Annotated in this window: 11 protein-coding genes and 1 pseudogene; 3 read left to right on the plus strand and 9 right to left on the minus strand. The window is 57.9% G+C overall.

What is annotated here, in order from left to right:
* Positions 1 to 28 precede the first annotated feature (28 nt).
* The 4 genes from V8J88_RS05095 to argF form a co-directional block, all read right to left on the minus strand.
* Positions 29 to 1081, minus strand: a complete 1053-nt coding sequence (locus tag V8J88_RS05095) for a 3-oxoacyl-[acyl-carrier-protein] synthase III C-terminal domain-containing protein (protein WP_338848210.1) — start codon at positions 1079 to 1081, stop codon at positions 29 to 31.
* Positions 1078 to 2370, minus strand: coding sequence for a sulfotransferase (locus V8J88_RS05100; RefSeq protein ID WP_338848211.1), 1293 nt, complete (start codon positions 2368 to 2370; stop codon positions 1078 to 1080). The genes V8J88_RS05095 and V8J88_RS05100 overlap by 4 nt, the downstream gene beginning before the upstream one ends.
* Positions 2371 to 2559: 189 nt before the next feature.
* Positions 2560 to 3789 carry an argininosuccinate synthase gene (locus tag V8J88_RS05105; protein WP_338848212.1) on the minus strand — a complete coding sequence of 410 codons (1230 nt, stop codon included), beginning with the start codon at positions 3787 to 3789 and terminating at the stop codon, positions 2560 to 2562.
* An 87-nt stretch (positions 3790 to 3876) separates the two neighbouring features.
* Complete coding sequence (gene argF / locus V8J88_RS05110) at positions 3877 to 4788, minus strand: ornithine carbamoyltransferase (protein WP_338848213.1); 912 nt, start codon at positions 4786 to 4788, stop codon at positions 3877 to 3879.
* Positions 4789 to 5059: 271 nt separating this feature from the next.
* Here argF and V8J88_RS05115 point away from each other — a divergent pair, with 271 nt between their 5' ends.
* A complete protein-coding gene (locus V8J88_RS05115) occupies positions 5060 to 6223 on the plus strand; it encodes an HDOD domain-containing protein (RefSeq protein ID WP_338848214.1) in 1164 nt (387 codons plus the stop codon).
* A gap of 205 nt (positions 6224 to 6428) precedes the next feature.
* The gene (locus V8J88_RS05120) at positions 6429 to 6653 is read left to right on the plus strand and encodes a hypothetical protein (RefSeq protein ID WP_338848215.1); all 225 of its coding nucleotides are present in this window, start codon (positions 6429 to 6431) and stop codon (positions 6651 to 6653) included.
* Positions 6654 to 6658: 5 nt separating this feature from the next.
* On the opposite strand, the gene V8J88_RS05125 is transcribed toward V8J88_RS05120, so the two are convergent.
* The 5 genes from V8J88_RS05125 to V8J88_RS05145 all read right to left on the minus strand — a co-directional run bounded on the left by V8J88_RS05125 (position 6659) and on the right by V8J88_RS05145 (position 12592).
* Positions 6659 to 7426 (minus strand): ParA family protein, encoded by a 768-nt coding sequence (locus V8J88_RS05125; protein WP_338848216.1) that lies wholly within the window; start codon positions 7424 to 7426, stop codon positions 6659 to 6661.
* A 619-nt stretch (positions 7427 to 8045) separates the two neighbouring features.
* Complete coding sequence (locus V8J88_RS05130; protein ID WP_338848217.1) at positions 8046 to 10076, minus strand: NADPH-dependent 2,4-dienoyl-CoA reductase; 2031 nt, start codon at positions 10074 to 10076, stop codon at positions 8046 to 8048.
* A gap of 153 nt (positions 10077 to 10229) precedes the next feature.
* The gene (locus V8J88_RS05135) at positions 10230 to 10748 is read right to left on the minus strand and encodes a GNAT family N-acetyltransferase (RefSeq protein WP_338848218.1); all 519 of its coding nucleotides are present in this window, start codon (positions 10746 to 10748) and stop codon (positions 10230 to 10232) included.
* A 761-nt stretch (positions 10749 to 11509) separates the two neighbouring features.
* The gene (locus V8J88_RS05140; RefSeq protein ID WP_338848219.1) at positions 11510 to 12067 is read right to left on the minus strand and encodes a hypothetical protein; all 558 of its coding nucleotides are present in this window, start codon (positions 12065 to 12067) and stop codon (positions 11510 to 11512) included.
* Positions 12068 to 12157: 90 nt separating this feature from the next.
* A complete protein-coding gene (locus V8J88_RS05145) occupies positions 12158 to 12592 on the minus strand; it encodes a hypothetical protein (RefSeq protein ID WP_338848220.1) in 435 nt (144 codons plus the stop codon).
* A 461-nt stretch (positions 12593 to 13053) separates the two neighbouring features.
* Here V8J88_RS05145 and scpB point away from each other — a divergent pair.
* A pseudogene (gene scpB / locus V8J88_RS05150) lies at positions 13054 to 13623 on the plus strand (SMC-Scp complex subunit ScpB); the annotation flags it as partial.
* Positions 13624 to 13679: the final 56 nt, after the last annotated feature.

Raw genomic sequence — 13679 nt, forward strand, 5'->3', positions numbered from 1 at the left:
CAGCGGCGCCGGACTGTGACAGCCAAGATCAGTATTCAAACGAGCAGGCGGCAAACGACATGCCGGCGCTGCCCACCCAAAAGGCCAGCCGGTCGCCGCGCTTGATGGCTTGTTTTTCCTGCGCCAGATACAAGGCGGCCGGCACCGAGGCCGACACCAGATTGCCATACTCGGGATAAACGCAATGCAAACGGTCTTCCATCCCGGCCAGCTGGGCGAATTCGCGCCACTCCGCCCAGGAAGAAGAATGGGTGAACACGCCTTTGATTTCTTCTTTGCGCGGCACGGCTTTGGCGAACACTTCTTGCAGCGGCTGTTCCGCTGCATCGTGCAAGGCGCTGCCAAAGGAAACGAAACGCCAGGGGCCGTTTTTGGCGATTTTATCCGAAGGCGCGCAATAGTGCTCCCAGGATTCAGTGGCCACGCTGCATAAATCGGCCAGATCCGGGCGCGATTGGAAGGCCCAGCGCCAGGGCGGCAGATTGGCGTCGGCGGTCAACAGCGTGGCGGAAGCGCCTGTGCCAATGGTGTAGCTGGGGAACATCCATTCCACTTGCGACTCATCAAACAAACGGTAATTGCCCGGATACAGCGGGCCGCCTTCGACGGTGTTGCATTCGCTGTTGACCACCAGAATGCGGCGGTAGCGGCCCGTGGTGAGCAGCGCTTCAGCCATTTGCAGCGCGCGCATCCAGCTCATACAGGCGTCCAGAATGTCGAAGCATTCGACATGGTTCCAGCCTAAGGCTTGCGCCATTAAATATGATTGGCCAGGCTCCATACAGCCTTTGCCGATGCCAACCCAGATCATCAGATCAACTTCTTTTTCGCTGCAGTTGGCGCTTTGCAAAGCCTTGGCGATGGCATCTTTGGCCAGTTGCAAAGGGGTTTCGCCGGGCGCCAGCCAGAGGCGGTGATTGGCGCCGGATAAGCGCAGATAGCGCCCTATTCTGCGCAGACATTGGTCCAGGTCGCCGTGAAATGTTTCACTGCTGTGCTGCCGGATTAAGGAAAGGATTTCGTGATTGCAAACGGTGCGGGAGGGAAAGGCGGCGGCGACCGCCTCGATTTTCATGCTCATGAAGGTGCATCCTTTTCAATTATTGTGTTTTGATGATTGGCGTGTGCCGTGGAGGGTGATGCTGAATGTGCTGCGGATACTGAAATGCGTGCGGCGGCGGGCGCGTAAAGGCCGCTGGCGAAAGCCTGTTGCAGCTGGCCGGCATCCTGGCCGAAATCGGCGGGGCTGTAGTGGTGGCGGCTTTGCCTGGCGTGTTGATCTTGCGCTAATGCCTGGTGCAGGCGCGCGGCAAAGTCGGGTTCAAAAGGTAAATCGAAGTGACGGTGAATGGCGCGCACCGCTTCCAGCGGTTCCCGGGTGAGTTGCGCATAATCGAGCTGGTAAATGCTGCCCGGGTGCGCAGTTTGATAAGCCTGGCTGACCTGCTGCATTTGCAGCAAGGCTTGCAAATTGGTTTGCGCCATGCGCGGCAAATCCAGCGCATCGCTGACCACGCCATGCAAGGTGGAAAGCAGGCTGTTCAAACTGGTCAGGGTGGTGACCGGATCGCGCATGGTTTGCACAATCATGGCTTGCGGCAGCGCCTGCATCAAGGCCGGCAGGCAGCCGGTGTGCGCCGGCGCTTTCAGGGTTAAGCGCAGATCCGGCGTTTGCGCCTGTAAAAAGCGCAAATGTTCGGCATAGCCGCGATAGGCCTGCTGCTTATCCGCCTCCAGCCACCATTGCATATAACTGTGCATCGGGCCGAATACCCAAAATGACAGACTGACCAGACAGGCGTCCAGCAACAGCATGCATTCTTCGGCGTCATCGCCGGAGGTCAGATGTTTGTGATCCAGATCCGGCGCCGCCCAGCGCAACAGCTGGATGGCGCGCCGGCCTGCGCGCTGGCGTCCGTCGGCGCCGCGCAGCGGCGGGAAAGGGCGCTGCAATTCCCACATCGGCAGCGCGCGCGCGCGCGGATCCAGCGCCAGCAAGCGGTGCAGCAGGGTGGTGCCGCTGCGCGGATGTCCCAGTACGATCAAAGGGGCCGGCGGCGGGGCCTGGAAAATCTCAGGCCTGGCTTTGCGCCAGGCCACCCACAGCAGACGGTTTTCCAAGACCCGCTGCAATAAATCCCGCCACACCAGCCGGCCAAACAGGGTCAGGCGCGCATCATGTCTGATCGAGTGCTGCAACATCTGCAACCCCTGCTCAAAGTCGGCGTCCGGCGCAAAATCGGATAGGCCGGTGGCCGCCTGCGCGCGCGCCTGCAAGCGCCGCACATCGGGCATGCAAGCGTGCGGCGCCAGCCAGCGGCCAAGCGTATTCAGACTGCGCAGCAGAAAAGGAGAGGAAGTGGGTGTCATGTCAGGGAGGAAGGGGTGGGAAGTGGGTGAATGTTTCTGTATTGATCACTTTCAGGATGAAGGAGTCCTGTATTTTGCAATTTTTCATGCAATTTTGTCAAGTGTTGCAATACGGCCGATGATGCAAGCACAGCTGCGCCTGCGCCAAGAAAAAACGCGCCTTGCGGCGCGTTTTTCCGGTGTTTCGCATTAATTGCGGCGTTGACGCGCGCGTGCGGCAATCCGCATGCGCAGCGCGTTGAGCTTGATAAAGCCGCCCGCGTCCGCCTGGTCGTAGGCGCCGCCGTCTTCGTCGAAGGTGGCGATTTTCATATCAAACAGGGAATCGGTTTGGGAATCGCGCGAGACCACTTGCACATTGCCCTTGTACAGCTTGAGGCGCACCCGCCCGTTCACATTGGCCTGGGTGTGGTCGATCAGGGTTTGCAGCGCGATCCGTTCCGGCGACCACCAATAGCCGTTGTAAATCAGCGAGGCGTAGCGCGGCATCAGATCGTCTTTCAGATGCGCCACTTCGCGGTCCAGCGTGATCGATTCGATGGCGCGGTGCGCGCGCAGCAGAATCGTGCCGCCCGGGGTTTCGTAGCAGCCACGGTTTTTCATGCCGACGTAGCGGTTTTCCACCAGATCGAGGCGGCCGATGCCGTGTTTGCCGCCGATTTCATTGAGCTTGGCCAACAGGGCCGCCGGCGACAGGCGCTGGCCATCCAGCGCAACCGGGTCGCCATGGGCGAATTCGAGTTCGATGTATTGCGGCGCATCCGGCGCGGCTTCCGGGCTGACAGTCCAGCGCCACATGCTTTCTTCCGCTTCCGCTTGCGGGTCTTCCAGATGGCGGCCCTCAAAACTGATATGCAGGAGATTGGCGTCCATTGAATACGGCGCGCCGCCGTTTTTGTGCTTCATATCGATGTCGATGCCGGCGTTTTCCGCATACGCCATCAGCTTTTCGCGGGACAGCAGATCCCATTCGCGCCACGGGGCGATGATTTTGACTTCCGGCATCAGGGCGTAAGCGCCCAGCTCAAAGCGCACCTGGTCATTGCCCTTGCCGGTGGCGCCGTGGGAAATCGCATCGGCCCCGGTTTTGCGCGCCACATCAATCAAGCGCTTGGCGATCAGCGGTCGTGCAATCGAGGTGCCCAGCAAGTATTCGCCTTCATAAATAGTGTTGCAGCGGAACATCGGGAAGACGAAGTCGCGCACAAACTCTTCCCGCACATCTTCAATGAAAATATTTTCCGGCTTGATGCCGAATTTCAAGGCCTTGGCGCGCGCCGGCTCCAGCTCTTCACCCTGGCCCAGATCGGCGGTGAAGGTCACCACTTCGCATTGATAATTGTCTTGCAGCCACTTCAAAATGACCGAAGTATCCAAACCGCCTGAATAGGCGAGCACCACTTTTTTGATATCAGACATAGTCTTTCCCGACAAAAAATGGAGCTGTGAGCGTGATGTCAGACATCAAGCGCGGCAGCCCCGAGAGCAATCAACACGCGTGCGGCATTACGCCATTTCGCCGCGCACCAGATATTCAAGCAGAGCTTTTTGCACATGTAAGCGGTTTTCCGCCTCATCCCACACCACCGATTGCGGGCCGTCAATCACCTCGGCTGCGACTTCCTCGCCGCGATGGGCCGGCAGGCAGTGCATGAAGAGCGCATCGGCGGCGGCGCGCTGCATTTTGGCCTGGTCGATGATCCAGCCGTCAAAGGCTTTTAAGCGCGCCTCGTTTTCCGCCTCATAGCCCATGCTGGTCCACACATCGGTATTCACCAGATGCGCGCCGGCGCAGGCTTCGGCGGGATCGTCAAACAGGGTGTAGCAATCATTGTCGCCCACTAATTGCAGATCCAGCGGATAGGCGCGCGGGGTCGAGACGCGCAGATGAAAACCGAACAGCCTGGCCGCCTGCAGCCACGAATACAGCATATTGTTGGCGTCGCCGACCCAGGCCACCTGCTTGCCACGGATCTCGCCGCGATGCTCGATAAAGGTGAACACATCCGCCAACACCTGGCAGGGATGATGTTCATTGGTCAAACCATTGATCACCGGCACGCGCGAATATTCAGCAAAGCGCTCGATGATTTCCTGGCCGAAGGTGCGCACCATGAGAATGTCGCACATGCGCGACATTACCTGGCCGGCGTCTTCCACCGGCTCGCCGCGTCCTAATTGGCTGTCGCGCGTGGGCAGATAAATCGCCGCGCCGCCTAACTGGTGCATGCCGGCTTCAAACGATAAACGGGTGCGGGTGGAGCTTTTGTCGAACACCATCACCAGGGTGCGGTCGATCAGGGTGTGGTGCGGTTCGTAGTGCTTGAATTTGCGTTTGATCAGAGACGCGCGCGCTATCAGATATTCAAATTCCTTGAGACTGAAGTCAGAAAATTGCAAGAAGTGTTTGATCGACATGGCTGTGGTTTCTTGAGAAGAGTCAAATCGATTATAAAGGCATTTTTTACAACGCGAACAAGCCGCGCGGGATTTTTTGCGCAGTGCAGCATCCGGCTTGCCGCTTGTGGCGCCCCTGTCAGCCAGCGACCTTGTTGCTTTGTGTTTTTGATAATTTTGACATGCTGCAGGAATCTGCATGCAAACGGTTGCACGCCACCCGCCAGTGGCATACTATTGCCAGCAGGCAGCTGCTGCCTGCCGCTCTTCCTGAACTTTGCAGGAGTCATCTATGTATCAGTGGTTGCAGCGCCTGTTTGGCGACAAGCCGCGTGAGGCGCCGGCGCCTGAACCGGCGCAAAAACTGGATCACCAGGTCTTGGCCGCCAAGGTCCAGGCCGTACAGGAGCAAAGACAACAAGTCGCCGCGCCGCCTGCTGCGTCCGCCAGTCCGGCGGCAACGCCAAAACCCGTCCCGGCCGCCCAGGCCAAACCCGCCAAAGGCGAAGCCTGGGGCGCGTCCTGGGAACAGCGCAGCGATGTGAATGCGAATTTTCATGACTGGCTGTTTGAAGGCGGCGATGGCGAATTTGACATTACGCCGATTGAGGCCGAGATTCTGGAGGCGCTCGACAAAATCGTCAAAGGCAAGCAATCCGGCGCGAATCTGGTCAAGCGCATGCCGGGCGTGATTCCGCAACTCTTGCAATCCCTGCGCACCGAAAATTTTTCCGGGGCCGACATTTCGCGCAAAATCGCGCACGATGTGGTGCTGGTGGCGGCGGTGATCCGCTTGGCCAACAGCTCGATGTACAACCCGCAGGCGCAAATCACCAGCATTGAAAACGCGGTGCTGGTGTTAGGCTATAACGGCTTGCGTCAGCTGATCACCGGCGTCGCCTTCCGCCCCATCATCGACTTGCATTCCGGCATGTACACCAAGATGAGCGCGCCGCGCGTGTGGGAGCAATCCGAATATTGCGCAGTGGCATGCCGCATGCTGGCCGAAGAGCGCCATGCCGATCCGTTTGAAGCGTTTCTGGCCGGTTTGGTGCAACAAGTCGGCCTGGTGGTGGGCTTGCGCATCATTGACCAGGTTTGCCAGCAGCCCGGCAGCAAAGCCGGGCGCGTCGGCACCAGCCCGTTTTGCTCAAACTTGATGAAAATGACGCGCAGCCTGTCCTGCTCAATCGCGCGGGAGTGGAATTTCCCGGAAAATGTGATTCTCGCACTGGAAGATCAGAACCAGTTCCAAAGCGCGCAAATGAGTGAAACCGGCAAAGTGCTGGCTCTGGGCGACTATTTATCCAAGCTGTTCTTGCTCTCGCGTGAACAGCGGGTGGCGGCCGGCGACCCGCGTATTTTGAAAGGCTTGTCAGAAAACGCCCGCGCCACCTATGCCGAACTGCAAAACGTCGAAGTGTTTGATCCGGCAGCACAGGAAGCCAAGGGATGAAAACCGGGCCTGTGCGCCAAGCGCAATCGCGCCCGCATCCACGCCCGTATCCCCGCCCGTGTATGTGCGCAGGCGGGGTTAAGCGCAGCGGCTTACCCGGCGTCCGAACCGTTCGCATCACAAAGGAATCCGGTTTGGCCTCATCCGACACCGTCCGCATCGCAAAGCAATGCGCGTCAGCTCATCCGTCCCGCCCGGAGGCCCCATGCTGAAATATGAATTTTCACTGCAAACCAAAAACGGTCAGCACATCGACAATATTGTGATTGCCGGCCAAAGCCAGGAAGACGCACAGCGCAAGCTGTTTCAGATGTACCACCATTGCACCATTCTGCGCTGTGAAACCCGCGTCACGCCACAGCGTTTAAGCGTGGGCAGCGTGCACAGCTCGGTGGAAGAGATAGTGGATTTGATTGCGCGCGAACGATAAGTTTTTTAAGCAATGAATGCCGCGTGCAACAACTCATCCAGCAGCGCGGCATAGTCTTTCGCGCCACGGCTGTTGGGCGCATGTTCAAACACGGTTTTGTTATATGCCGGGCTTTCCGCCAGACTGACGTTTTCCCCGATCTTGATTTCACAGACATCCGCGCCAAAACGGGTTTTGACCAGTTCCAGCACATCCCATGCCATATTCCGGCGCCCATCAAAGCGCGTCATCAAATAACGCCGCGCAATCTTATGCTTGACCACTTTTTCCAGCGCATTCAAGGTCTTTTCGATTTGCATCGCGCCCTTGGCGGATAAATGGTCGGCGGAAATCGGCACGATCACGCCATCGCAGGCGAAAATCGCATTCAGCGACAGCACGCCGATCAGCGGACTGCAGTCAAGCAACACAGGGCGGCGCGGATCGCGCAGATTTTCCGCATGCAGGCTGGCGTTCAGGCGATTCACCACGTTATACCCTTTGCCGTACAGGGTATCGACCTTGGACAGTTCTATATGCGCCGGGATCACCGACAAACCATTCTTGGCGCTGCGCTGTAATTGCGCGAGATGACGGTTTTGCTGGAACAGGGACAGTACGGTGGCTTCGCCATCGTCCACCTGATTGCCGGTGATGGTGGAGAGCTGGGCTTGCGGATCAAGGTCGATCACCAGCGCTTCACGTCCGCGCGCATTCAGCGCCGCCGCCAGATTCAAGGCCGTGGTGGTCTTGCCAACCCCGCCTTTTTGATTGAACACTGCAATCACACTCATGCCGCCTCCTGCCATCAAGCCTGGTCCGCTGTGCGAACAGAGAAAAAAGAATCCGCAATCCAAACAGCTTGCGTGACTTGTGGACGGTGTAGAGAAGCGATATGAAAAACGCAAGCCTTTGATTTCAGGCTAGCACATGAGCTGATTTTTCAAGCAAAAACAAAGGCTTTGCTGCAATTCTTGATGTGAAACTGTTGCATGCTTGCACTGCTGCGGCGCAGCAGCCGCAGCCTGGGCAGGGCCGGCGCAGGGAGGCCGTGCGCGGCTTATGCGCAATCATCTTTGCAGCCCTGCGGGCCAAAGCTGCGCTTCAGAGATTGGCGCCGCTTTCCCTCTGGCCGCCAGCGTATGCACACATTGCTTGCGGATGCTGAGCGCAAGTCTGGAACTGTCCTGCGCTTTTACCTGATTCACTGTGCATGGCGCTGCAAACGTGTATTGGTTTGTAATTACTAAATGCAATAGCTTCTGTTAACAGGGTGTTAGAAAACTAACGCTTGGTGATTCCCCATTCTATCTCTAGTTGATTTTCCGGGTTTTCCGCTAGATATAGTGGTCAAAATTCTGGGCGCCTTCATTTATCAACACCCTGTTAGAGCAGGCGCCACCCATGCATCATTTACAGCCTTGCCGCCAATTCCGCCCCTTCACGAATCGCACGCTTGGCGTCCAATTCCGAAGCCAGCGCGGCGCCGCCGATTTTGTGGAAGCGGGCGAAAGCCGGATCATTTTCCGGCGGCATCAATTCCGCCAGAGGTTCCTGGCCGGCGCAGATAATCACATGGTCCACCGGCAGGATTTTTTCTTCGCCATTGTGGGTGATATGCAAACCCTGATCGTCGATTTTGCGGTATTCGACCCCGGCCAGCATCTGCACGCCTTTTTTCTGCAGCGTGGCGCGGTGCACCCAGCCGGAAGTTTTACCCAAACCAGCCCCAACCTTGCTGTTTTTGCGTTGCAAGAGCCAAATTTCACGCGCCGGCGCTTCCGGCGCGGCTTCGCACAGGCCGCCGGCATTGCGCGCTTTCAAGTCCACGCCCCATTCCGCGCACCATTGCTTGACCGGCTGTGGCAAGGGTTGATCCGCCGGATGCACCAGATATTCGCTGACATCGAAACCGATGCCGCCAGCGCCGATCACCGCCACTTTCGCGCCGACCGGCTTTTTATGCAGCAAGACATCCAGATAGCTCAAGACTTTGGCATGGTTCACGCCTTCGATTTTCGGCATGCGCGGCACAATCCCGGTGGCGACGATGATTTCATCAAAGCCGGCTTCCAATAATTCCTGTCGTGTCACTTTTTTGCCGAAGCGCGTCTTCACGCCGGTCAATGCCAATTGCTTGCCGAAATAGCGCAAGGTTTCTTTGAACTCTTCCTTGCCGGGAATCTGCATGGCGATGCGGAACTGCCCGCCGTGTGTGTCACTGGCGTCAAACAAGGTCACATCATGGCCGCGCGCGGCGGCGGTGGTGGCGGCGGATAAGCCAGCCGGGCCGGCTCCGACCACCGCGATTTTCTTGGCCGCCACGGTTTTGCGGAACACCAATTCCGTTTCGTGACAGGCGCGCGGATTGACCAGACAGCTGGCGCGTTGATTGGCGAAGGTGTGATCCAAACAGGCCTGATTACAGGCGATACAGGTATTGATTTCATCCGTGCGTCCTTGCGCCGCCTTATTCACCCATTCCGGGTCAGCCAGGAAGGGACGCGCCATCGACACCATATCGGCCTGCCCGCCAGCGATGATTTGCTCCGCCGTATCCGGCATATTGATGCGGTTGGAGGCGATGATGGGCGCGGATATTTCTTTGCGCAAGCGGGCGGTGGCGGCGACAAAGGCGGCGCGCGGCACCGAGGTCACAATCGTCGGCACGCGCGCCTCATGCCAGCCGAAGCCGGAATTGAAAATCGTCACGCCGGCTTGCTCCAGCGCTTGCGCAATCGCCACCGTTTCTTCCCAGGTATTGCCATCTTCCACCAAATCGAGCACGGAAATACGGAACATGATGATGAATTCCGGGCCGACCGCCGCGCGCACCTGGCGCACGATTTCCAGCGGCAGGCGCATACGGTTTTCCAGCGCACCGCCCCATTCATCATTGCGGCGGTTGGTGCGCCGGGTCAAAAATTGGTTCAGCAAATAACCTTCGCTGCCCATGATTTCCACCCCGTCATAGCCGGCGGATTGCGCCAGTTTGGCGCAGCGCACATAGTCAGCAATGGTGCGCAGCACGCCACGGCGCGACATGGCGCGCGTTTTGAAAGGGGAAATCGGCGCTTTGATCGCCGAGGCGGAGACGGTAAAAGGGTGATAACCATAGCGCCCGGCATGCAAAATCTGCATCAAAATCTTGCCGCCTTCCTGATGCACCGCGTCTGTCACCACGCGGTGATTCCAAGCGTCCAGGGGGAAATTCATGGTGCCGCCAAACGGCAGCAGCCAGCCGCTGCGGTTGGGGGAAATGCCGCCGGTGACGATTAAACCGACGCCGCCGCGCACACGTTCGCGGTAAAACGCCGCCAGTCGGGGGTAATTGTAAAAACGGTCTTCCAGACCGGTGTGCATGGAACCCATCAAGACCCGGTTTTTCAAGGTGGTGAAACCAAGATCGAGCGGGGTCATTAAATGCGGATATGCGCTGCTCATGTTTGTCCTTTTTGCGCTGGCCGGCGCTGGCGGCCTGGCTGTTGTCATATTTATTCTGCGGCGCGCATGCATGCGCCGCGCCTGCCCAGCATTACAGCGCATTCAGGTAGAAGTTTGTATCTAAAACCTTGGTTGCAGCGCAACATCCGACGCTCAGCGGCGGCGTTGCGCCTGTTCCGGCGTCAATAATGGCGGGGCCAGTCCGGCCGCCGGGGTGCGCGGCAGCTTCAAATACGCATCCGCTTCGCCGGCCCGGCGCACGATCTCCATGCCGGCCTTTTTGGCGATATGCAGCATGGCTTGATTGCTGGCCAGGCAGTGCATGAATAAGCGGCACACGCCCAGCCGGCGGCTTTCCAGCACCGCCCGGGCAAACAGTTTGCTGCCCAAACCGCTGCCGCGCGCAACAGCCAGCACCGATAAACCCAGCTCCGCCTCCTGGCAATGGCCATTCGGCGGCGGTAAAGCCAGATGCGCCAGCGCCAGCACTTGGCGGCCACGCACCAGGCCAAAGAAAAGGTCGCGCTTAAAGTCCAGCGATGCTGTCAGCCGGATCAAGGCTTCGTCAGAGAGTGCATGCCCAAAGCGCAACATGCGGTCTTCAGCGGAAAGCGCAAGAAAATGGCGTAACACCCGCCCGCGCTGCCGCGTTCCCATAAGTATGATGTTCATTCCTGCCTCCATCATGATGCCGGGATTGGCCGCGCCGCACAGGATGCTGCGACGCACAATCATTGTAGGCGGCGCAATCGTTTGCCACGACTGAGGCAGGACTCTAAGCTGTTTCGGGATGTGAGTTTTTTTACAATTTCAAGAATCTGGAAACAGCAAGATAAGCGAGAAAAATTCTGGGAGTGCTGGGGCGTGTTGACATTTACGTTAACCAGATCGCAGCTATTCAGCCGAATTCAGGCCGTCATGCCGGGTTGAGCGCAGCGATAACCCGGCGCCCGGCAGCGCTTGCGCTGCAAAGGCGCCAAAGCAAGCGATAAGCAAGATCCAGACTGTTGAAAAGTATCTATTCAGCCACCGCGCTAACAATTCGGTCTTATATACCAAGTCGGTTGCAGCTTCATTGTGCGGAGCTTGTCGAACCACGGTTTTCCATGACCAACCATGCCCTTCGACAGGCTCAGGGCGAACGGAATCTGCTTCGTCCATCCTTATGAAGAATGAACAGTCACGAAAAACATCGATTCCTTGCTGTTGCGGTGCGAGTTGCACCGTCAAATTCAGATAGTCCGCAGAGCGGGGTTGTGCGTGTCAAGCCAAGGATGCACGCATTTTGCATTTTACAGTTGAGGGCGAGCCTTTTTGCCGCATTTTTTGCATCAAACAAACCGTGTGCGCCCGATTCAGTGCGCGGGCTGGTATGACGCCAGCAGCGCGATTCGCTTGCGCCGTTATTTCTCAATTTCTGTTTATGGCGCGCCTCACATCAATGTCGCCAGCACCGCCTTGCCGGAAACCGCATCGAGCAAAATCAGCACTTCATCCGGCGACATCACCATGTCTTGCGGCGTATCGTAAGCAAACATCACGGCCCAATGGGCGCCAGGCAAGCCGAGCGTGCGGGATAGCGCATCGGCTTGGCAGAATCTGACGCTGAGCGCTTCCGTTTTGAGCGGAATGCCATGAGAGGGCAGGCCGGCGGCGAATTGGCGCGCGCGGGCGATGGCCTGCTCTTGACTGAGGGAAGCAGATGGCGTCTGCGCCGCGTCAGCGTGCTTTTGCAAGCGAAAAGCCAACTGCATATCCGGCAGACAGGCGCTGAGCAATGTCGTTGGCGCAATCAGGAATTCGACGCAAGTTTTGCCGGCGGCGTCAGTCAGATCCGCTTGAATGCGCAAAATCGGCTGCTCTTGCGCATACGCGGTCTGCACGGGATAGGAAGATGAAAACTGCAGAAAGCCGCAGCTTATGATTTTCTCCGCCAGCGTGCGCAGCGTGTCTGCCGGCGTGAGCGCAAGCTGCAGCCTCAGGTCATTCATTTGATCATCCTGGGCGCAGACCGCTTCGCGGGTGATGTGCAGTATGTTCATTCTCGCTTTAATGATAGTGGCAGGGGGGGGCGTCTGGCGCTAATCCCCAATCCTGCTCCAGCTTTCATAATGAATCCCGTGTTGCGTCAGAAATTGGCCAAGTTCTGCCGCCGCAGGCCCGGAAAAACGCATTTGCAGCGCCGCCAGTAAATCCGTTTCAGCGTGCAGCGCTTCGCTGAGCTTGGGCAGATCGGCTTTGGCGATGAGCCACGCCCATTCGTATTCGCGGCTGCCGGAAAATTCCTCCACGCCAGCGCCGATATCCTGGCCTTCGATTAATAAATCCCCGCTTTCGGCAATCCGCGCGCCAAGATAGCGCGAGTCGCCTGGCGTGCGTTCATTGCGCAGGGTGACTTGCGTCTTTGGGCGGGCTGGCGCTTGCGGCTGGTTTTGCGCAATCCCCGCACTGGCTGGCTTGGGCGCCGCTTGTCCAGGCTTTAATAAATCCAGCAGATGGGTCAGTATATTGGCCATGTTAAAGCGCTTGCGGGGCAATCATGAAGGCCCAGCATAAAGCAACAGGGCGGGGCGGGCAATGGCGGTGATTGGTATTCAAGCATTGCGCACTTGTCGCCAGACCGCTTACGCGCAGCGCTTACCCGGCCGCGACGCCGGTGCGCAATACGGCGTCGCCCCATACTTTTGCAGAGGCTGTCAATTGCCAAAACTTCAGGTACAATACGCGCGTTTGCGGCAAAAAGTTTTCATAAAGAAATTTTTCCAAGCCGCAACACCGGGGCCATGTAAGAATGGCTGCCCATATCACAAAGAACCGGAACGCGAGCAGACTGAGTCTGCAAAGCGGATTCCGCCCGCGCCAGCAGCATCCGGCTGGTTGAGGGTTGCGCAATCACTGTCTGCAACGATTAAAGCGGCCCCGCCGCATGGCAGAAAAGCTGTCAAAGAATCGGACGATATACGTTTTTGAGTACGGAATGAAAACATCTGAGGCGAAGAAAGTCCTCGAAACCGCCTTGCTGTGCGCGCAAGAGCCTTTGTCGCTGTTCATGCTGCGCAAACTCTTTATAGAGGATGGCCAGGCGATCGGCGGCATCGGGCCGGACTCGATCCGCTGGATGCTGGAAGAGTTGCGGCGCGATTGGAGCGAACGCGGGGTGCAATTGGTGGCCCTGTCCACCGGCTGGCGTTTTCAGAGCAAGCCGGAAATGAAACCGTTTCTGGATCGTATGAATCCGGAAAAACCGCCTAAATATTCGCGCGCCACGCTGGAAACCCTGGCCATCATCGCCTACCGGCAACCGGTGACGCGCGGCGATATTGAGGAAATCCGGGGCGTGGTGGTGAATTCGCAAACCATCAAGATGTTGGAAGAACGTGGCTGGATCGAAGAGGTCGGCCACCGTGATGTGGTCGGGCGGCCTGCTTTATTGGCCACCACCCGGAAATTTTTAGATGATTTAGGCTTGTCTTCTTTAGCCGAATTGCCGCCTTTGCAAGAAATCGCCAAGGGGGAATTGGTTGAGGAAGCCTTGCTGCAAATGCAGGCGGCCGGCTTGCCAGACAATCCGGCTGCTGATGAAAGCGGGCAGGCGCAGGCGAC

The sequence above is a fragment of the Massilia sp. W12 genome, from assembly GCF_037300705.1.
GTDB lineage: Bacteria > Pseudomonadota > Gammaproteobacteria > Burkholderiales > Burkholderiaceae_D > JACPVY01.